16 protein-coding genes are annotated in these 20,498 nt (G+C 43.4%); 5 read left to right on the top strand and 11 right to left on the bottom strand.

The window, feature by feature from the left end:
* Window positions 1–43: 43 nt before the first annotated feature.
* From gyrB to I872_RS02825, 6 genes are all read right to left on the bottom strand, one after another.
* The gene (gene gyrB, locus I872_RS02850; RefSeq protein WP_015604652.1) at window positions 44–1,993 is read right to left on the bottom strand and encodes a DNA topoisomerase (ATP-hydrolyzing) subunit B; all 1,950 of its coding nucleotides are present in this window, start codon (window positions 1,991–1,993) and stop codon (window positions 44–46) included.
* Between the two features lies 1 nt (window position 1,994).
* Entirely contained in the window at window positions 1,995–2,573 is a 579-nt protein-coding gene (locus I872_RS02845) for an HAD-IA family hydrolase (RefSeq protein WP_015604651.1), read from the bottom strand.
* Between the two features lie 98 nt (window positions 2,574–2,671).
* On the bottom strand, window positions 2,672–3,244 hold the full coding sequence (locus I872_RS02840; RefSeq protein ID WP_015604650.1) for a DJ-1 family glyoxalase III: 573 nt from the start codon (window positions 3,242–3,244) through the stop codon (window positions 2,672–2,674).
* 36 nt (window positions 3,245–3,280) lie between these two features.
* Window positions 3,281–4,513, bottom strand: coding sequence for an FtsW/RodA/SpoVE family cell cycle protein (locus tag I872_RS02835; protein ID WP_015604649.1), 1,233 nt, complete (start codon window positions 4,511–4,513; stop codon window positions 3,281–3,283).
* A 12-nt stretch (window positions 4,514–4,525) separates the two neighbouring features.
* A complete protein-coding gene (locus I872_RS02830; protein ID WP_015604648.1) occupies window positions 4,526–5,500 on the bottom strand; it encodes a YeiH family protein in 975 nt (324 codons plus the stop codon).
* A 115-nt stretch (window positions 5,501–5,615) separates the two neighbouring features.
* Window positions 5,616–8,060, bottom strand: a complete 2,445-nt coding sequence (locus I872_RS02825; RefSeq protein WP_015604647.1) for a bifunctional DnaQ family exonuclease/ATP-dependent helicase — start codon at window positions 8,058–8,060, stop codon at window positions 5,616–5,618.
* 132 nt (window positions 8,061–8,192) lie between these two features.
* On the opposite strand from I872_RS02825, the gene I872_RS02820 reads away from it, so the two are divergent.
* Window positions 8,193–8,828 carry an MBL fold metallo-hydrolase gene (locus I872_RS02820; RefSeq protein ID WP_015604646.1) on the top strand — a complete coding sequence of 212 codons (636 nt, stop codon included), beginning with the start codon at window positions 8,193–8,195 and terminating at the stop codon, window positions 8,826–8,828.
* A 628-nt stretch (window positions 8,829–9,456) separates the two neighbouring features.
* On the opposite strand, the gene ftsX is transcribed toward I872_RS02820, so the two are convergent.
* The 5 genes from ftsX to I872_RS02795 all read right to left on the bottom strand — a co-directional run bounded on the left by ftsX (window position 9,457) and on the right by I872_RS02795 (window position 15,794).
* A complete protein-coding gene (gene ftsX / locus I872_RS02815) occupies window positions 9,457–10,383 on the bottom strand; it encodes a permease-like cell division protein FtsX (RefSeq protein ID WP_015604644.1) in 927 nt (308 codons plus the stop codon).
* Window positions 10,376–11,068, bottom strand: a complete 693-nt coding sequence (ftsE, locus tag I872_RS02810) for a cell division ATP-binding protein FtsE (RefSeq protein ID WP_041826783.1) — start codon at window positions 11,066–11,068, stop codon at window positions 10,376–10,378. Before ftsE ends, ftsX begins: the two co-directional genes overlap by 8 nt.
* Window positions 11,069–11,122: 54 nt before the next feature.
* Window positions 11,123–12,218, bottom strand: a protein-coding gene (prfB, locus tag I872_RS02805; RefSeq protein WP_111694517.1) for a peptide chain release factor 2 whose coding sequence is annotated in 2 segments (ribosomal slippage) — window positions 11,123–12,145 and window positions 12,147–12,218 — 1,095 coding nt in all. Because the reading frame shifts where the segments join, the coding sequence is not laid out codon by codon here.
* Between the two features lie 283 nt (window positions 12,219–12,501).
* Entirely contained in the window at window positions 12,502–15,198 is a 2,697-nt protein-coding gene (locus tag I872_RS02800) for a cation-translocating P-type ATPase (protein WP_015604641.1), read from the bottom strand.
* A 191-nt stretch (window positions 15,199–15,389) separates the two neighbouring features.
* Entirely contained in the window at window positions 15,390–15,794 is a 405-nt protein-coding gene (locus I872_RS02795) for a YwiB family protein (protein WP_015604640.1), read from the bottom strand.
* Between the two features lie 117 nt (window positions 15,795–15,911).
* Here I872_RS02795 and I872_RS02790 point away from each other — a divergent pair, with 117 nt between their 5' ends.
* From I872_RS02790 to I872_RS02775, 4 genes are read left to right on the top strand one after another with little or no spacing between them, the layout of a single operon-like run.
* Window positions 15,912–17,213: an HD domain-containing protein gene (locus I872_RS02790; protein ID WP_015604639.1), complete on the top strand. Its 1,302-nt coding sequence runs from the start codon at window positions 15,912–15,914 to the stop codon at window positions 17,211–17,213.
* 2 nt (window positions 17,214–17,215) lie between these two features.
* Window positions 17,216–18,025 carry a sugar-phosphatase gene (gene yidA / locus I872_RS02785; RefSeq protein WP_015604638.1) on the top strand — a complete coding sequence of 270 codons (810 nt, stop codon included), beginning with the start codon at window positions 17,216–17,218 and terminating at the stop codon, window positions 18,023–18,025.
* Window positions 18,025–19,239, top strand: coding sequence for an aminoacyltransferase (locus tag I872_RS02780; protein WP_015604637.1), 1,215 nt, complete (start codon window positions 18,025–18,027; stop codon window positions 19,237–19,239). Before yidA ends, I872_RS02780 begins: the two co-directional genes overlap by 1 nt.
* A gap of 14 nt (window positions 19,240–19,253) precedes the next feature.
* Complete coding sequence (locus I872_RS02775) at window positions 19,254–20,489, top strand: aminoacyltransferase (protein ID WP_015604636.1); 1,236 nt, start codon at window positions 19,254–19,256, stop codon at window positions 20,487–20,489.
* The last annotated feature ends 9 nt before the right edge of the window (window positions 20,490–20,498 follow it).

The raw sequence follows: 20,498 nt of genomic DNA, 5'->3' as shown, positions 1-20,498 counted from the left end.
TTATATCACAAATTTATTTGTAATGGTTGTTTTTTCTAACTTTTTAGACATCAAGTGTGCTATATACTGCATTTTTTTCGATAAAGTCACGACGAGGCTCTACTCGATCCCCCATCAACATATCAAAAATCTTGTCGGCTTCTGCAGCATCATCGACAGAAACTCGCGCCATTAAGCGATGTTCTGGATTCATGGTCGTTTCCCACAACTGATGGTCATCCATTTCTCCCAAACCTTTATAACGCTGAATCGTCGGCTTAGAGCGGCCTTCGCTATAGCGAGCTAGAGCAGCTTGCAATTCTTCTTCTTGATTCGCACCAGGTTGGATGTATTCTTTAATCTCACTTCCGACCTTGACACCATAGATGGGTGGTTGGGCGATATAGACATAGCCTGCTTCCAGAACCGGCTTCATATAGCGGTAAATCAAAGTCAAGAGCAGAGTTCGGATGTGGGCTCCGTCCACATCCGCATCGGTCATGATGACTAATTTTTGATAACGAGCCTTGCTGACATCAAAGTCAGCTCCAAAGCCTGTTCCCATAGCAGTGAAAAGACTGCGAATTTCTTCATTAGCCAGAATCTTATCCATGCTGGCTTTTTCAACGTTGAGAATTTTACCGCGAATCGGCAAAATAGCCTGAAATTCACGATTACGGCCAGACTTAGCTGAACCACCCGCTGAGTCTCCCTCCACGATGAAGAGTTCTGTTTCCTCTGGATTATTGGACGAGCAATCAGCCAATTTACCTGGCAGGTTGGAAATTTCCAAGCCAGACTTCTTGCGGGTTACTTCCCGAGCTCGCTTGGCAGCAATTCTCGCCTTGGAAGCCAAAATTCCCTTTTCGACGATTTTCCGAGCCACCGCAGGATTTTCCAAAAGGAAATCTGAGAAAGCTTCGCTGAAGAGTCGATTGGTAATCTTAACCACTTCGCTATTGCCCAGCTTGGTCTTGGTCTGACCTTCAAACTGAGGGTTAGGGTGTTTGACAGAGATGACAGCTGTCAATCCTTCACGGACATCTTCCCCAGTCAGATTATCTTCGTTTTCTTTGAGAAGCTTGTTTTTCTTGGCGTAGTCATTGATGACCCGTGTCAGGGCAGTCCGAAAACCTTGCTCATGCGTTCCACCCTCGTGGGTGTGGATGTTATTGGCAAAGCTCATGACTGTTTCATGATAGCCAGTCGTGTACTGCATGGCTACTTCAACTGTAATATCGTCCATTTCGCCATCAGTATAAATCGGCGTGTCAAAGATGACATCCTTGTTTTCATTGATGTATTGGACATAGCTGGCAATCCCACCCTCATAGTGGTAATCCTTGACCTGCTCCATTCCATCTCGCTTATCTGTGATGGAAATTCTGAGACCACGATTGAGGAAGGCCAATTCCTGCACCCGTTTGTTGAGCTTTTCAAAGTCGAATTCTACTGTTTCAGTAAAAATCTCTGGGTCTGGTGTAAAGTGAACTGTCGTACCAGTACGGTCTGTCTCACCGATGACTTCTAGGTCAGCGACGACTTGACCGCGGCTATATTCTTGGTAATGAATCTGGCCATTTTTATAAACGCGGACATCCAGCTGAGTAGACAGGGCATTTACAACGGAAGAGCCCACACCGTGCAGACCTCCTGAGACCTTGTATCCGCCACCGCCGAATTTTCCTCCTGCGTGAAGGACAGTAAAGACGGTTTCCACAGCTGGACGGCCTGTTTTCTCCTGAATATCAACCGGAATGCCTCGACCATCATCAACAACTGTAATCGAATTATCTTTTTCGATAAAGACTTGAATGTGAGTGGCAAAGCCAGCCAAGGCTTCATCAATCGAATTGTCAACAATTTCCCATACTAAGTGGTGCAGACCTTCCTTAGAGGTTGAACCGATATACATACCAGGGCGCATCCGAACGGCTTCTAAGCCCTCCAAGACCTGAATCTGACTGGCGTCATATTCTTGCGCTTGTATGTCTTGTTGCTTTTCTTCTGTCATGTTATTCCTTTTCTAGTTCAATATCTACAAATTCTTCAAGATTTTTCATGTTATCAAAGAGATAGCAGCTAAAGCCTGCCGCCTGACCAGCTTCGATATCAATCGGCCGATCTCCGATAACCAGCCCAGACTCAATCTGGTACTTGTCTTTTAAATACAGCATAGACTCAGGATCTGGCTTACGTTTAAAACCATTAGTAGCCGTCACTACTTCTGTAAAATAAGGATCAATCTGCGGCTTCTGCAAAATCTCTAACACCTGATCATCTCGGTGAGAAATCAGAAAGTTTCTGCCACCTTGCTGGATAATTTGCGCCAATAATTCGGATGCACCGTCAAATAAAATCGGATGCTCTAATTCCTTGGCCTCGTTCGCCTTATAAGCCTTTAAAAATTCCTTGTTTCTAGGGGCAAACTGGCGGACTGCATACTCTGTCGAAACCTTGAGAGCCTTATAAACTTCATCATGACTCGCAGTCAGACCAAAGTCCTGCAAGGTATGGACAAAAGCTGCGGTTGAAGTCTCATAATTATCCAAGAGAGTCCCACCCAAATCCCAGATGTAATCTTGATAATTCATACCCTTTATTATACCATATTTTTGAAAAAAAGGGGCTTTTATTTATGATGAAATAGCATATTTTCATAGATTTTTCATCCAACTTAGACAGAAAAAATTCACCCGAAAATCGAGTGAATTTTTATTCTCTCAAAAACATCTTTAAAAAGCATAGAACTTGCTAACTGATCCGCATCTCCTCCGAGCTGATGAACCAACTCATAGGCAAAAGGCAAAGCTGTGGATGGGCCACGGCTGGTGATCAGCTTTCCATCTACGACAACGGTCTGCTTCTGATAACTACCGTTCTCAATGTTGCCTTCCACCCCATCGTAGCAAGTGAAGTTCTTGCCATTCAGGAGCCCTGCGCGGTCAAGGGCAATAGGAGCCGCACAGATCGCTGCGACAAATTTACCTTCTGCTTGAAATTCCTGCAAAACTTCCATCAGGCGGTCGTCATCACGCAGATTTGTTGATCCTGGCATACCGCCCGGAAGAACGACCATATCATAAGCAGATAAATCCCTATTCCAGACTTGATCGGCTTTGACAGTAATCTGGTGAGAGCCGGTCACAGCCTCCTCAAAGCCAATCATATCACAAATAAAGCCTGCACGACGCAAGACATCGACAACGGTGAGAGCTTCTATTTCTTCAAAGCCATTGGCTAACATAAGAGCTACTTTTTTCATGTAAAACACCTTTCTAGGATACGAGGTATCCATTTCTTATTTTATTTTTCTAAGTACAACTTTTTTACGAACAAGCGGAGTCACCGCATGCTTCTCCTCTTCTAGGCTATTTTGATAAGAGACAGACAGTAGGAGTCCGATTCCGATGAGATTGCTGACGATGGAGGACCCCCCTTGGGAAATGAAGGGGAGTGGAATCCCTGTCAAAGGCAAAATCCCAGTCACAGCACCAATATTTTCAAAAATATGAAAGAGCAGCATCATAATGAGACCGGTCGAGATATAGGTATAGAACTGATTGTTGGACTTGATAGTAATCTGAAGCATACGATGAATCAAGAACAGATAAATAACAATCACCAAACTCGAACCAAGAAAACCAAAATCCTCTGCAATTACAGTGAAAATCATATCACTTTCACGGACAGGTACCAGCAGATTTGAGACATTAAATCCTTGACCTAACAAACCACCACTTCCAATAGCAATCTGTCCCTGTGCCTGCTGATAGGTTACTGTCTGAGCATATTCAAAAGGATGGAGCCAGGCTGAGATTCGATTGATCTGGTACGTCGGCATCCCTAAACCATGGAGAAAAGCACGGCCACCATTTGAAATAAAGATCAACATAAAGACAGTAAAAAGAAGGGATACTGTCAAGAAAACCGGTAGAATAATCTTCCACGAAACACCAGATAAGAGAACAATGCCGCAGTAAATCGCAGCAAATACTAGGGCTGTTCCTAAATCACTCTGCAAGGCCAAAAGAAACAAGACTGGCAAGGTGTATAATGCTAATTTTACAATCAAAAAGAGATCTAAAGCAATGGTTCGCTCATAGTTCTTATTTTGCTGCAGAAACTTCACTACAACTCGCGACAGCATCAAAATATATGAAATTTTCATAAATTCAGATGGCTGAAAGAGAGTGACGCCATGAATAGCTACCCAGTTTTTCGCCCCTGTAGAAGCCACTAAGCTCTCACTATAAAATACAAGCGGAAGAACCATAAGTCCTAAGCCTAAAACATACAGAAAAGGCGTCATTTTCCAAAGAAACTTAGTGTTAAAAAACATAACGATAAAGCTAATCAGAAAGCCTAATAAAATCCAAACTACTTGCTGACCAACTATCTGCAAAGCATTATTTGGATAATCGTGACTAACCGCTATATAAATAGCCGTAACTCCGATTGATAACAAGAGCAAGACTGGTAAAAGCAGGCTGTAATCAATCCGCGACTCAAAGGTTCTTTGCTGTAAAGGCATAATTCTCCTTTCTTACAAAAAATATTGGATAATCAAGCTAGAGATTGCGACACAGAACCAAGCAAAAGCTCCGGTTAATAAAGGCCAAGCTCCAGCTTCCTTGAACTGTTTGAAAGAGACCTTGGCTCCGATTCCAGCCAAAGCCATGGCCATCAGCCATTGGGATAAAAGTTTCGTATAAGGAACTAGATTTGACGGGAAAATTCCCAAACTGCTCACCACAGAAGCTAAAACAAACCACAAAATAAACCAGGGAAAAATCTTCTTTAGATCTACTTTTTGCGCTGATCGCTTATCTCGGACATATCGATAAGCTGCAAAGATAAGACAGGCGGGTACAATCATCAAGGCTCGGCTTAGTTTGACAATAGTTGCCAAATCGCCCGCCGCTTGACTGTAAGTATAACCTGCTGCGACGACTGACGAAGTATCATTGATGGCAGTCCCTGCCCAAGTCCCAAAATAGGCATCAGACATTTGCAGGAGATGCCCCAGAAAAGGAAAGATAAACACAGCTAAAATATTGAAAAAGAAAATCGTTGAAATAGACAAAGCGATGTCCTCTTCTTCTGCTTCTAAAATGGGCGAAGCTGCTGCAATAGCTGAACCACCACAGATTGCCGTTCCAAAGCCAATCAAAATGGTTAAAACACGTCTCATCTTGAAGAACTTCCCAGCTGCATAGGCCGCCAAGAAAGCAATCAAAATAGTCAAAATACTAATCTTCAAAGAAGACAAACCCGTTGCAGAGACCTTGCCGATTGACATGGAAAAGCCTAAAAAAATAATAGAATATTGAAGTAGTTTCTTTCCTGAATAGGTCAAGCCCGACTGAAAGGAGTCTGGCAATTTCCATAAATTACTAAGCAAAATTCCTAAGACAATGGCAAACACACTGGATCCAATCAGCGGAAACCAAGTCCCTAAACAAATGGAACTAGCTGCTATCGCAAACGATAGAGCAATTCCTGATAGATTCTTTTTCACGTCATAACCTTCTTCCTAGTCTTTTCATTATAGCAGATTTTTGGCATCAGTAGCCGAGAAAATTTGCAATCATTTAGAAAAACAGCCAGATAAAATTGACTGTTTTCAAGCAGTTTTAGTCGAAAAATTCTCTTAATTCCTTTAAAATATCCCCCTGAGAAAGCATTTCTAAAGATGCCAACTGCTTTAGATTTTGCTGGATTTGCCGACCGTAGCGCTTGGTTGAAATACGCTTGTCCAAAAGAATGACAGCCGACTTCTGGTATTCATTGCGACGGGTTCGCCCCATGGCCTGCTTCAATCGTAAAATAGCTGACGGCAACTGATAATCGTAAAAAGGGTTTTTGCCTTCTGCCTTCAGATGATGATTGATTTTCTGCACAAAGAAATCTTTGGGATTATCAAAAGGAATCCGCGTGATGATCTGAATAATTTGCTCTTGCTGAGCAAAATCCGCTCCTTCCCAGAAACTTCCTGCTCCCAGCAAGATAGAGGCCTCTCCCTTGTCAAAACGACGCTTGATATTGGCTGGCTCGCCGTTCTTATACTGGGCCAAATGCGGCAAGCTCAGCTGGTCTGAAGTAGCCAGCAATAAATCCTTTGAGGTAAAGAGAACCACCATTGGCAAATTCAGTGGAGCTAAACTCTCCAAGCTTGAAACAATCCTCTCAGCATATTCCTGCGTTGATAATTCCACTACATCTGGAAAATCCAGATTTAAGAAAAGTTTCTGCAGGGGCTTCTTTTGCTGAGGAAGTTTATAAAAATGATAATCCTCAAAACCTAGTAACTGAGGCAAATTCACCTTGGAACTAATCTCCAAAGTAGAGGAAACCAAGATCACCTTAACTGTCTCAGGCAGGAAATCCTTAAATCTCATAAGCTCTGAGCGCCCAGCATGAAGCCTTGTCACCCGATGATCTGCAAATTGTTCTTCCGTTAGCCAGTAGTATTGGTACTTGGTTGAAAACAATTCCCTGAGCTCTGGCAGCAAGCTCTCATCCAGCTCAGACACATCCTGACGTAACTTGGCTATCTTCTGTGAGTCCAATTCACTGGTCTTGCCCCGATGCTTTTCAGCAGCATCCGCCAATTCAAATTGGATGCTTTGCAAAAGGCGTTCTTGTAAAATCTGTTTTTCTGTCTGCAGAGCCTGACTGATAGTTTGCAATTGCTTGGTCAAATTGATACTGGCCTGCGAAAAACTTTCCAAGGCAAAAAACATTTTCTGAGCCTCGTCCACTACCAACATCCGATTGTCCAGCAAAGACTGGTCATCTTCAAGGCGCGTCAAAAGATAAGCATGATTGGTAATCACGACACGACTGCTAGCTGCCTTGACCTGCCCCAGTCGCCAAAAATCCTCTTCATAAAAGAGCGAATGCTTACTTAATTTCCCATCATGGCGTATCTGGCTAAAGTAAGACTCGAAACGATAAGCCTGACCGATTTCATTTAAATCACCCGTCCCCGTCTCTGTCAGCCAAACCAAAAGCTGCATTTTACAACGATTAACAAGTCGATTATCATCCAAGACCGAGAGACTTTGATAAAAATAATCTAATTTCAGATAATTTTCGGGACTTTTGAGATTATGGAACGAGATGTGAAAGACTTCCTCCAAGAGTCGGCCTTCCTTTTGCATCAGCTGGTCCTGTAAAATCTTCGTCGGAACGGTCACCAAGACTCTTTCCCGACCATGAGCCAAAATGGGCAATAAATAGCCAAAGGTCTTGCCAAGTCCTGTCTGGGCCTCCAAAAAACTAGGTGCCGTCTGACTAAGCGCCTCAGTCACATACTGCGCAAATGTCAGCTGGTCAGGACGCTCGTCCAGCCCCAGCAGATAAAGGTTGGTCAGAAAGTCCTGCGAAAGTTTCTTTTCAGGCGGCAGGATGCTCGGCTTTTTCAAAAAGATACCGTGCGTCTCCTGCAAAACCTGTCCAGAATAGTCTGGCATCGACTGAAAAATCTCTTCTATAGCTAGCCGCGACTCATAGATGAGACTATCGGAAAATTCCAGCACTTTTTCTAACAAAGCTTTTGGCAGTCCAGTCATCTTTTTCTGGATTTTTAGAAATAGCTGAGCTGTCGCCTGAGCATCTGCCAAAGCGGTGTGAGCATTTTCCAGAGGAATTTCCAGAAGCTCGCACAGATTTCCTAAGGCATATTTATCAAAAGTCGGATAGAAAACCTGAGCCAGTTCCACCGTATCCACTCTCGGAGTCAGCAGGTCAAAGCCTTCCCAAAAGAGAGCTTCTGCCAATAGATTGGCATCAAACTTGACATTATGGGCGACAAAAATCGCATCCTCAATCAGCTCATAAACCACACGAGCAACCTGTGAGAAATCAGGAGCTTGGCGCAAGCGCTGATCATCCAAGCCTGTCAGCTGTTTAATGTGCTCATCCAGAGCCTCGTGCGGATTCACATCTGTTTCATACGTTTGGCAAATCACCCCGTTTTCAATGATGACAATGCCGATTTGAATAATTTTTGCATTGCTGTTCGCACTTGTAGCCTCCAAGTCGATAACAGCATATTTATAGTTCGATTGTGTCATACTGCTATGATTATATCACAAATGCTAGCCTGAAACATCTGAAAATAAGCTGAGCCTCAAAATAAATTTTGTGCAAAATTTCTGCTTTTTTGTTACACTCTTTATTGAGAAAACATACGCAAAGGAAGCCCAATGAAAGTTCACAAAATTGTCAATCTCATCGCTTTTGAAAATACTTATATCCTTGAAAATGACCATCATGTCATCGTAGTTGACCCCGGCAGCGACTGGCGGAAGATCCAACGAAAATTAGAAGAAATTGCTAAGCCCATCACAGCTATTTTGCTGACTCACACGCATTACGATCATATTATGAGTCTGGATAAGGTCCGAGATAACTTTGCCAATCCACCTGTCTATGTAGCGGAGAGCGAAGCAAGCTGGCTTTATACACCGACAGACAATCTATCCGGTCTTGACCGCCATTCAGATTTGGAAGACGTCATTCTCAGACCTGCTGAACATTTTTTCAACTATCACGAGGACTACCAACTGGACGACTTTCATTTCTATGCTGTGCAGACACCTGGTCATTCTATCGGAGGAGTTTCCATTATTTTCCCAGAAGATCAGGTCGTTCTGACTGGTGATGCTCTCTTCCGTGAAACCATCGGCCGTACAGATCTGCCGACTGGTAGCATGGACCAGCTCCTTACTGGTATTCGTGAAGAATTACTTGTCTTGCCCAAAGACTATCGTGTCTATCCCGGCCATGGAAATGACACAACGATTGGCCACGAAAAGAATTTCAATCCATTTTTCCAATAAACTAATAATGAGGCAGATAACAAGACCGCCTCATTTTTAATTAGCTGCTAAATGACTATTTCTATATAAGAATGGAAAGAGAAGGCTCTAGAAAAAGGGCAGAAAATTATTCAGCCACCTGACTTCCATGTCTTGTCGCTTTTTGCTTAATATGATATACTTGGTTCATAGAAAAGAAAGGATGGTCTTCATCATGGATAAAAGAAAATTTTGTTAATTCTGCTGGCTATTTCAGCTATGATAACTCTCCTTGGATTAGGTTTTTCTGCTTATATTTTTTATGTTTTTGACAAGCCTTTTCTAAACAGTACCACAAAAGGCCTCTTGTCTGCATTCTTTTTTACCCTCATCATAATCAGCCTTGGTCTCTCAAAAACAAAGCAATAACAATAATTTATATTTTTAATGCAATAAAAAGAGAGAGGGACAGAAATCGGTAATTCGTTAGAATTCGATTTCGTCGTCCTACCTCCGCACAGTTGAGTAGGGCTGTAAAAGCTGATGAAATCAGCGTAGTAGAGCCCACTCAACCACTGCGTCTTGCTCGACAATCCAAAAACAATTGAAGAGGCTAGGACTTTTGTCCCAACCTCTTCAATCCGAACAGCCTTTGTAGGCTGTTTTTTTATTAAATCTTCAAGAAGCGTCTCATGGAGATGATAGATCCCAATGATCCGATAAGAATTCCCAACACAAAGAGTGCTGCTATCATAATCGGACTAAAGACTTTCGGATCAATCATAGAAAGTCCTTGACCTACCAAGCTCTTATTCATAGTCTGGTAGGCTATACCATATGCCAAATACACTACAATTGACGGAACTGTTGCTCCTAACAAGCCTATCCATGCTCCTTCAAACAGGAATGGTCCGCGGATATAGCTATTCTTGGCACCAACCAAGCGCATAATTTGAATCTCACGACTTCGGGAAATAATGGTAATCCGAATAGTATTGGAAATGAGAAGGATAGCAATGAAAATCAGAAGCGCTGTCCCAATCAATCCCCACGTTTGGATGAAATTAGAAAACGCAAAGAGATTTTTGGTATTGGTACCCCCATTTTGAACCTCTGATACACCTTCAATTTTACGAGCATCTTTTGTAACAGATTCTACATACTTAGGTGCCTTGGTCTCAACAATATAAGCATCGTAGAGAGGATTATTTTCTTCATCAAAAACATCCCACTCACTACCCATGGTCTCTGTCAGCTTATTATACTGCTCTTTGTTACTAGAAAAAGTAACCTTCTCTACATTTTTCATAGAAGTCAGAGCATCATAGACCTTGTGATAGTCTTCATTCTGAACTGTTTTGCCTTCTTTTACAATCGTTTCGCTATTATCGAAAACATCCTTACGCATGTATACCATAACGCGGACATTATTGGAAACATCATTTGCCAACTTGGCTGTATTTAAAATTACTGAAGCAAAAACAGCTACTAAGCTCAAGGTAATCATAACCGAGCTGACAGCCGCTACAGTCATCCAACCATTCCGCATAAGACTCTTAAGCGACTCAATCAAATGACGAAAAAATCTTCTAATCATCGTATCCGTATACTCCTTCCGCTTCATCACGTACCACACGGCCATTTTCAATAGCAATGACGCGGTGACGTAGGGTATTTACAATCTGACTATTGTGAGTCGCCATCAGGACTGTAGTTCCTTGCAGGTTAATGCGCTCCAGCAAATTCATGATTTCCCATGAATTATCTGGGTCCAAGTTACCAGTCGGCTCGTCAGCAATCAAGACCTGAGGATTGTTGACAATGGCACGCGCAATCGCAATCCGCTGCTGTTCTCCCCCTGATAACTCATTCGGGAAGGAACGAACCTTGTGCTTAAGGCCAACCAGATCCAAAACTTCCATAACGCGTTTCTTGATATTTCCACGACGCTCACCAATAACTTCCATAGCGTAGGCAATATTCTCATAAACGGTCTTCTTAGGAAGTAGTTTATAGTCTTGGAAAACCACACCAACTCTACGGCGCAGCATTGGAATATCCCGTTTCTTGATTTTTCCCAAGTTAAAACCTGCTACAGCAAGGCTCCCTTTATCGATTTTAATTTCACGATAGAGGAGTCTAATAAAGGTTGATTTACCTGCTCCTGATGGACCTACAATATAGGCAAATTCACCTGGTTCGATACGTATAGATACACCACGTAGAGCAGTTGTCCCGTTGTCATACTTTTTAACAACGTCTTTCATTTCAATCATTGACATGAATTAGTACAATTCCTTTCATCAGAGTTTTTATCTAGCGATTTCACTCTGTTTTTAGTTGAGTCTCCATTTTAAATAGGCATCAATAAAGCCATCTAAGTCTCCGTCCATGACCTTATCCACCTGAGCTACTTCATAGCTAGTTCGATGATCTTTGACCATTGTATAAGGAGTAAAGACATAAGAACGAATCTGACTGCCCCAAGAAATCTCTTTTTTATCTCCCTTGAGCGAGTCGACTTCTGCTGCTTTTTTCTCTTGCTCCAACTGATAGAGCTTAGCCTGCAGCATTTTCATAGCTCGGTCACGGTTGCCATACTGGGTCCGGTCAACAGTAGACTGTACGACAATTCCTGTCGGAATATGGGTCAATCGCACACCAGTTGATACCTTATTGACGTTCTGTCCGCCGGCTCCACCTGAACGGAAAGTATCCATCTTAATGTCATCATCACGGACTTCTACTTCAATCGTATCGTCCAACTCTGGCATGACCTCTACTGAAGTAAAGGAAGTATGACGACGTTTAGCCGAGTCAAATGGTGAAATTCGAACCAAGCGGTGAACACCCATTTCTGACTTAAGTAGACCATAAGCATGCGCCCCTTCAAAGGAAAGAGTCACTGACTTAATACCAGCCTCATCGCCAGCCTGATAGTCCAAGACTTCTACTTTGAAGCCCTTGGCATTGCCGTAGCGCGTGTACATCCGCAGCAGCATATCGCCCCAATCCTGAGCTTCTGTTCCACCAGAACCTGGGTGAATTTCGAGAATGGCGTTGTTATTATCATAAGGCTCCGACAGCAAGAGAGTCATCTCATAGCTAGTCATCATCTTCTCAAGCTCGGTTAACTTTTCTTCCAACTCTTCTTGAACTGAGTCATCCTCAGCCAGAAAATCAAGCAAGATTTCCGATTCATCAAAAAGCTCGGTCATCTGATGGAAATTCTCATAGGTTTGCTTGAGTTCATTGAGCTCCTGGGATGTCTTTTGAGCTGCAATATTATCATCCCAAAAGTCAGGCTCTGTCATCTTATTTTCTAAGATGGCAATTTCTTCTTCCAAGCCCTCTAAGTCAAAGAGACCCCCTGAAAGAAGCTAATTTTTCACGATTTGCGTCAATCTTTTGACGAATTTCTGAAATGTCCATAAATACCTCTTTTCATATATCGTTTTATTATAACACATTTTCAGGCATTTGCCTAATCGGATAATGAAGCTCCTTCATTTTATACAATTTTTAATGGATAGGCAAGAATAGGAACCCCTTGTCATGGAATTGTTAAAAAAGTAATATAATGACATGGGGTGCTAGGATTTTTTCGAGACTTCCCAGCCTTTCTCCACGAAAATGAACTGGTTTTTGGTCAAATCCACACCGCCACCAACGTCGTATTTACGCAAAAAAGCCATCCGTAGATGACTTTTTGTTGCTAAATAGCATTTTTGTCCATACCCAATTTACGTTGGATGAACTTAACAATTTCAACAATGATAATCATAGAGAAACTGCCGATCAGGACAACAGCCCATTGGGTCACATCTAACTTGGTCACATGGAAAATCTTTTCAAGTGGATCAATCACAATGGTTGAAACCAATAGAATGAAAGAAACCAGAATAGACCAGTTAAAGGTCTTAGACTTAAACGGTCCAACTGTAAAGATAGATTGGTAAACAGATTTCACATTGTAAGCATGGAAGAGCTGAATAAGTCCAAGAGTCGCAAAGGCCATGGTAAGGGCATCCGCATGGATCGCTTTTACATCGCCGATATGAACAGGATTAGCAATAGCATAGCCATAGACAGACAGAACGAGAGCACCTTGCAGCAGTCCTTGATAGATGATGGAACTCATGACACCACCAGAGAAGAAGCTAGACTTACGACCACGAGGCTTGTGAGTCATGACACCTGGCTCAGCAGGCTCAACTCCCAAGGCGATAGCTGGGAAGGTATCTGTTACCAAGTTAATCCAAAGCAGATGAACCGGCTGCAAGACATCCCAACCAAATAAGGTTGCAAAAAATATCGTTAATACTTCTGCTATATTAGCTGAAAGTAGGTATTGAATAGTCTTTTGAATATTAGAAAATATTTTTCTTCCCTCTTCAACAGCTACGATAATGGTCGCAAAATTATCATCTGCTAAAATGATATCTGAAGCCCCTTTAGAAACCTCTGTACCTGTAATGCCCATACCGATACCGATATCAGCTGTCTTCAGAGCTGGTGCGTCATTGACACCATCACCTGTCATGGCAACGACCTTACCTTTGTTTTGCCAAGCTTTGACAATCCGTACCTTGTGTTCTGGAGATACACGCGCGTAAACAGAGTATTGACCAACTACTTTTTCAAATTCCGCATCAGAAAGCTCATTGAGCTCTGCACCAGTCAGGACATGGTCTTCAGTATCTCCTTCTTCGATGATACCCAAGCGCTTAGCGATAGCTTCAGCTGTATCCTGATGGTCACCGGTAATCATAATCGGACGAATACCTGCTTCCTTGGCTACACGAACGGCTTCTGCTGCTTCTGCACGTTCTGGGTCAATCATACCGATTAAACCAGTAAAGATTAAATCATTTTCTAGATTTTCAGATGTCAAGTCAGTCGGAACTGCATCGATAATCTTGTAAGCACCAGCCAGCACGCGCAGAGCTTGGTGAGCCATCTCTGAGTTATTAGACTTGATCAACTGTAAAGTAGCGTCATCAATCGCTGCAACATCTCCAGCCTTATCACGGGCAACACAGCGTTTCAAGAGTTGATCTGGCGCTCCCTTCACTGCCACGAGGAATTTACCGTCTGGCAATGGGTGAACGGTAGACATGAGCTTACGATCTGAATCAAATGGCAGCTCAGCCACACGAGGATATTTCTCTAAAAATCCTTTGACATCATAGCCCTTGTCCAAAGCATACTGGATGAAGGCTGTTTCCGTTGGATCACCGATCAGCTTGCCTTCCTGGTCAATCTTGGTATCATTGGCCAAAACAACTGAACGTAAGAGCGGCAGTTCCAAGCCAAGTTCAATATCTTGTCCAGCTTCATTCAGGGCCCCGTCGTAAAAGACTTTTTCGACCGTCATCTTATTCATGGTCAGGGTACCAGTCTTATCTGAAGCGATAATCTCAGTTGATCCCAAAGTCTCAACAGCTGGAAGCTTACGGACAATCGAATTACGCTTAGCCAGAACCTGTGTTCCCAAAGCTAAAACGATAGTAACGATAGCTGGCAGACCTTCTGGAATCGCCGCAACCGCAAGAGCAACTGAGGTCATCAGTTCACCAAGTGGATCTTTTCCTTGAATGAAAACACCGACTACAAAGGTCACCGCAGCAATCACTAGGATTGCATAGGTTAGAACCTTCGACAGGCTATTGAGGTTTTGCTTGAGCGGTGTGTCAGTTTCATCTGCATCTTGCAACATGCCTGCAATATGACCGACTTCGGTGTACATCCCTGTATTGACAACAACACCAACCCCACGACCATAGGTCACATTTGAGTTTTGGAAGGCCATATTGACCCGGTCGCCAATACCAGCATCAGCAGCTACTGCAACAGTCAAATCTTTCTCAACTGGCACAGACTCCCCTGTCAAAGCGGCTTCTTCGATTTTCAGGGAATTAGCTTCCAAAAATCGCATATCTGCCGGTACAACATCGCCGGCTTCCAGCCGGACGATATCACCAGGTACCAAGTCCTTAGAATCTACTTCTGTGACATGGCCATCACGCAGGACACGCGCAGCCGGGCTGGACATAGATTTGAGAGCCGCAATAGCTTCTTCAGCCTTGCCTTCCTGATAGACACCGAAAATAGCATTGATGATGACCACAGCTAGGATAATGATAGCATCTGCAATATCCTCACCACCTGATGTCACGACAGACAAGACAGCCGCTACCAACAAGATGATAATCATCAAATCCTTGAACTGCTCAATGAATTTCATCAAGAGAGTCTTTTTCTCCCCTTCTTCCAATTCATTGCGACCGTAGTCCGCCAAACGTTGCTGGGCTTGGCTGCTGGTCAACCCTTGTTCGGAAGCTTCCATTGCTTGCAAAACTTCCTCAGGACTTTGCGTATAAAAAGCTTGGCGCTTTTGTTCTTTTGACAAAATGTCTCCTCCTTTTTATGGGCCTCTTTCAAAATAAACAAAAAAGAGACCTGTTTATTAACAAGTCTCGCTATTTCATACAAGGCCGGAAATTTCTTTCGTATTGACGACCTTGTAACGGTAAAACCGTTAGCTACTCCCTTGAGTGTATTTATTATACCAAAATTTTTGTATTTTTCAAGGCAGAGCTGTTATTTTTCAAACTTTTCTTCCTTCCATTCGATTTTCATTTGATAGGAAGCAAAAAGCTGATCGTCGTCGGCTCTTTTCAAATCATAGTGAAGTTCCAAAGCCTGATTGTCTACATCTAAGTGATAATGCTGAGTGTCCGTCACAAACTGTTGAGCTCCCAGCGGAGTAGGGATGGATACTAAATGCTGACCATTCTTGATAAAATGAAGAATGGTTTTAGGCTCAGAAAAGCGGGTCATGGTCAGCTTGTCTTCATTAAACTTTAGAACAACCTTTTCCTGCTCCTCGCTCTGATAAACCAAATAGTGATTGCTTCCTTTTTGTGTCCATTCTACATCGTAGACTTGGTCAATCAACTCCATTTGCTCATCTAATTTGATTTGATTTCTCATTCTAATTTTCATTATTTTCTCACATTCCTTGTTTCTTTCTTCTATTTTACCAAAAATTTCTTGAGAATTCTTCCTTTCTACTTCAGGCTTTGAATTTCGCCCACTGAGCATTTATGATATAATAGGACTATGGTTGAAAAAGTATTTCGTGATCCCGTCCATAATTATGTGCATGTGGATCATCAGGTCATTTATGATTTAATCAATACCAAAGAATTTCAACGGCTGCGTCGCATCAAACAGCTGGGCACTTCTGGCTATACTTTTCACGGCGGAGAGCACAGCCGTTTTTCGCATTGTCTGGGAGCTTATGAGATTGCCCGACGCATCACCAAAATTTTCAATGAAAAATACAGCGAGATCTGGGACAGCCACGAAAGTCTACTGACTATGACGGCTGCTCTTCTGCATGACTTGGGGCATGGCGCCTATTCACATACTTTTGAGCGCCTCTTTGATACCAATCATGAGGACATCACACGGCAAATCATCACCAGTCCTGAGACAGAGATTCATCAAGCCTTGGTGCAGGTTTCGCCAGATTTCCCCGAAAAGGTGGCTAGCGTCATCAATCATACCTATCCTAATAAACAGGTGGTCCAGCTGATTTCCAGCCAGATTGATGTGGATCGGATGGACTATCTCTTGCGAGATTCCTTTTTCACTGGAGCTTCTTACGGGCAGTTCGATTTGACTCGGATTCTACGAGTGATCTGTCCTGTAGAAAAGGGAATTGCCTTCAAGCGCAATGGTATGCACGCGGTGGAGGACTATGTGGTCAGCCGCTACCAGATGTACATGCAGGTCTATTTCCACCCAGCTAGCAGAGCTATGGAAGTCTTACTGCAAAATCTGCTCAAGCGGGCTAAGTTTCTCTATCCGGCTCAGAAGGATTATTTTGCTCTGTCATCGCCCAACCTCATTCCATTCTTTGAAAACAGAGTGACCCTGCAGGATTATCTGGCCTTGGATGATGGTGTTATGAATACCTATTTCCAAGTTTGGATGACAAGTCCAGACAAGATTTTATCTGACTTGGCTCAGCGTTTTATCAACCGCAAGGTCTTCAAGTCTATCGTCTTCTCTCAGGAAAACGAAGCGCATTTGGATATCATGCGAGACCTTGTTGGACAGGTTGGTTTTGACCCTGATTACTATACTGCTATTCATCGTAATTTTGATTTACCTTATGATTTCTACCGGCCTGACGTTGAAAAACCTCGGACCCAGATTGAAATCCTGCAAAAAGATGGTAGATTAGCAGAACTGTCTAACCTGTCTCCTATCGTCCATTCGCTAGCTGGGACCAGACAGGGCGATAATCGTTTCTACTTCCCTAAGGAAATGCTGGCAGATACAGGACTGTTCAGCGAGAAGAACCAGACCTTTATGCACTATATCAAAAACGACCAATTTACCTACGGAGAATAAATATGTCTATCAAATTAGTTGCCGTTGACATTGACGGCACCCTTTTAAATAACCAAAAAGAAATCACTCCTGAAGTCTTCAGCGCTGTTCAGGATGCCAAGGCTGCTGGCGTCAAGATCGTCATTGCAACCGGCCGTCCTATTGCGGGTGTTCAAAAACTTCTCGAGGAACTTGAGCTTAATCAGCCCGACAACTATGTCGTTACTTTCAATGGTGGACTGGTGCAGGATACTGTCACAGGTCAAGAATTAATCAAAGAAACACTGACCTATGACGACTATCTGGATATCGAACTGCTTGGGCGAAAATTAGGTGTCCACATGCATGCCATCACCAAGGACGGCATTTATACTGCCAATCGCAACATCGGCAAGTACACTGTTTACGAGTCCAATCTTGTCAGCATGCCTATCTTCTACCGCACACCTGAAGAAATGATCAATAAAGAAATCGTTAAGTGCATGTATATTGATGAGCCGGAAATTTTGGATGCAGCCATTGCCAAGCTGCCACCGGAATTAGCCGAAAAATATACACTGGTCAAATCAGCTCCTTTCTATCTAGAAATTGTCAAAAAAACTGTCAATAAAGGAGCTGCTATCCTCCATCTGGCTGAAAAACTGGGCTTGAGCAAGGAGCAGACCATGGCTATCGGTGATGAAGAAAATGACCGCGCCATGCTGGAAGCTGTCGGCTCTCCTGTTGTCATGGAAAACGGTAAGGAAGAACTCAAGAAAATCGCCAAATATATCACCAAATCGAACGAAGAATCCGGCGTAGCACACGCTATTAGAGAGTGGGTTTTAAAATAATGTACAGCTACAAAATTGGAATTTCAGCTCAGGAACACGATGATTTTGTCATGGCTCATCCGCAGACCAATCTCCTGCAGAGCGCAGCCTGGGCTCAAATCAAGGACAACTGGGGAAATGAGCGCTTGGGCTTCTATAAAGACGGCCACTTGGTTGCTGCAGCCAGTATCCTAATCAAACCACTGCCTTTGGGGATGACCATGCTTTATATCCCGCGCGGTCCTATCATGGACTATAGTGACAAGGAGCTGCTGACCTTTGTTTTGGCGTCGCTCAAGAAATTTGCCAAGGAGAAAAAAGCGCTTTTTGTCAAGTTTGATCCCAGCCTCTTTTTGGCAGAGAGCAAGATGGGCGGTGAATTGCAAGACAAAGCAGAGACGATTGAGCTGATTCAACAGTTACAGCAAGCAGGAGCTGTCTGGGTCGGACGGACTGAGTCTCTGGACGAAACCATTCAGCCTCGCTTGCAGGCCAATATCCATAAAGAAGATTTCAGCGAAGAGTTGCTTTCTAAGAGTACTCGACAGGCTATTCGTACAGCCCGTAACAAAGGCATTCAAATCCAATTTGGCGGAGCAGAATTGCTGGATGACTTTTCAGCTTTAATGAAGAAGACAGAAAACAGAAAAAACATCCACCTACGCGGCAAAGACTATTACCAAAAACTCTTGGATACTTATCCTGAGCACTCCTACATCACCTTGTCCAGCATTAATCTAAAGGCACGCTTGGAAGACTTGCAGGCTCAGCTGACTAAGGCACTTAAAGAAGCAGAGAAATTTACCGAGAAAACCAAACCCGGCAAGATTGAGAATAACCAGCAAGAACAGAAACGCCTCCAGGAAGAGATTGACTTTCTGCAGGACAAAATCAGCCAAGGTGCTGCTGTCGTTCCCCTGTCTGGCACGCTGGTCCTAGAATACGGCAAGACCTCTGAAAATATCTATGCCGGAATGGACGAGGAGTACCGTCGTTACCAGCCTGCCATCATCACTTGGTACGAAACGGCCAAACATGCTTTTGAGCGTGGAGCTGATTGGCAAAATATGGGCGGAATCGAAAATGACCTCAAGGGTGGTCTCTACAGTTTTAAATCCAAGTTCAATCCGACCATTGAGGAATTTGCTGGTGAGTTTAACTTGCCGACCAATCCTCTTTACCACCTCTCCAATCTGGCCTACACTCTCAGAAAGAAACTGCGCAGCAAGCATTAAAAGAAAGGAAGCCTATGACCTTCAAACTTCTCAGCCAAGAAGAATTCATCCAGCATACCTCAGCTAGCTCCCAACGCTCTTTTATGCAGACCGTGGAAATGGCAGAGCTGCTGAGCAAGCGTGGCTTCAGTACCCGATATGTCGGCTACACTGACCCGCAGGGACAGGTAGTGGTGTCAGCTGTCCTCTACAGCATGCCTATGACTGGCGGCCTCCATATGGAAATCAACTGCGGCCCTGTCTCTACTGATGCTCAATACCTGACTCCCTTCTATCAATCCTTGCAGGCTTACGCTAAAAAAGAAGGCGCCTTAGAGCTCATCATCAAGCCCTACGAGACGTACCAGACCTTTGACAGCAATGGCCAGCCCACATCTGATGAAAAAGTCGAGCTTATCCAGCAACTGACGGACTTGGGCTTTGCCTTTGACGGCTTACAGACAGGCTATCCAGGCGGGGAGCCTGATTGGCATTATGTCAAAGACTTAGTTGGTCTGACAGAGAAAGACTTGCTCAAATCCTTCAGTAAAAATGGCAAGGCGACTGTCAAAAAGGCTAATACCTTTGGTATCAAGCTAAAAAGGCTGGAACGTGACCAACTCAGCATTTTCAAAGACATCACAGCTGCTACTTCTGACCGACGGGAATACGATGATAAGCCACTAGACTACTATCAAGATTTTTATGATAGCTTTGGTCAGCAGGCGGACTTTATGACAGCCAGTCTCAACTTCAAGGACTATCTTCAGAACTTACAAAAAGATCAAGAAAAACTGAGGCAGAAAATTCAGAAACTGCAGGCTGACTTGAAAAACAATCCTCAATCTGAAAAGAAGCAAAATCAGCTGCGAGAGTTTTCCAGTCAGTTTGACAGCTTTGAAACCCGCAAAGCTGAAGCCCAAGAACTGATTGAAAAATACGGCGACCAAGATCAGATCCTAGCTGCCAGCCTCTTTATCTATACTCCCCAGGAAACAACCTACCTCTTCAGCGGCTCCTATCCTGAATTTAACAAATTCTACGCTCCAGCCCTGCTGCAGGAATACGTTATGACCGAAAGCATCAAGAGAGGTATCCCATTTTACAATTTCCTCGGCATTATGGGAATTTTCGACGGTTCTGACGGTGTTCTGCGCTTCAAGCAGAACTTCAACGGCTTCATCGTCCGAAAAATGGGGACTTTCCGTTATTATCCTAACCCTCTCAAATTTAAGCTGCTTCAGCTCATAAAGAAAATTCTAAGACGTTAAAAAACCAAG

It is taken from the genome of Streptococcus cristatus AS 1.3089 (assembly GCF_000385925.1).
Lineage (GTDB): Bacteria > Bacillota > Bacilli > Lactobacillales > Streptococcaceae > Streptococcus > Streptococcus cristatus_B.
Note: the sequence above shows the minus strand (reverse complement) of the source record. Positions and strands in the feature narration are given on the sequence as shown.

Excerpts from the sequence above, each read along its gene's own strand:
- I872_RS02790 (WP_015604639.1), top strand. The coding sequence starts at position 15,912 with ATGGTTGAAAAAGTATTTCGTGATCCCGTCCATAATTATGTGCATGTG.
- I872_RS02780 (WP_015604637.1), top strand. The coding sequence starts at position 18,025 with ATGTACAGCTACAAAATTGGAATTTCAGCTCAGGAACACGATGATTTT.
- I872_RS02795 (WP_015604640.1), bottom strand. The coding sequence starts at position 15,794 with ATGAAAATTAGAATGAGAAATCAAATCAAATTAGATGAGCAAATGGAG.
- I872_RS02820 (WP_015604646.1), top strand. The coding sequence starts at position 8,193 with ATGAAAGTTCACAAAATTGTCAATCTCATCGCTTTTGAAAATACTTAT.
- I872_RS02775 (WP_015604636.1), top strand. The coding sequence starts at position 19,254 with ATGACCTTCAAACTTCTCAGCCAAGAAGAATTCATCCAGCATACCTCA.
- yidA (WP_015604638.1), top strand. The coding sequence starts at position 17,216 with ATGTCTATCAAATTAGTTGCCGTTGACATTGACGGCACCCTTTTAAAT.
- ftsE (WP_041826783.1), bottom strand. The coding sequence starts at position 11,068 with ATGTCAATGATTGAAATGAAAGACGTTGTTAAAAAGTATGACAACGGG.
- I872_RS02825 (WP_015604647.1), bottom strand. The coding sequence starts at position 8,060 with ATGACACAATCGAACTATAAATATGCTGTTATCGACTTGGAGGCTACA.
- gyrB (WP_015604652.1), bottom strand. The coding sequence starts at position 1,993 with ATGACAGAAGAAAAGCAACAAGACATACAAGCGCAAGAATATGACGCC.
- I872_RS02840 (WP_015604650.1), bottom strand. The coding sequence starts at position 3,244 with ATGAAAAAAGTAGCTCTTATGTTAGCCAATGGCTTTGAAGAAATAGAA.
- I872_RS02845 (WP_015604651.1), bottom strand. The coding sequence starts at position 2,573 with ATGAATTATCAAGATTACATCTGGGATTTGGGTGGGACTCTCTTGGAT.
- ftsX (WP_015604644.1), bottom strand. The coding sequence starts at position 10,383 with ATGATTAGAAGATTTTTTCGTCATTTGATTGAGTCGCTTAAGAGTCTT.
- I872_RS02835 (WP_015604649.1), bottom strand. The coding sequence starts at position 4,513 with ATGCCTTTACAGCAAAGAACCTTTGAGTCGCGGATTGATTACAGCCTG.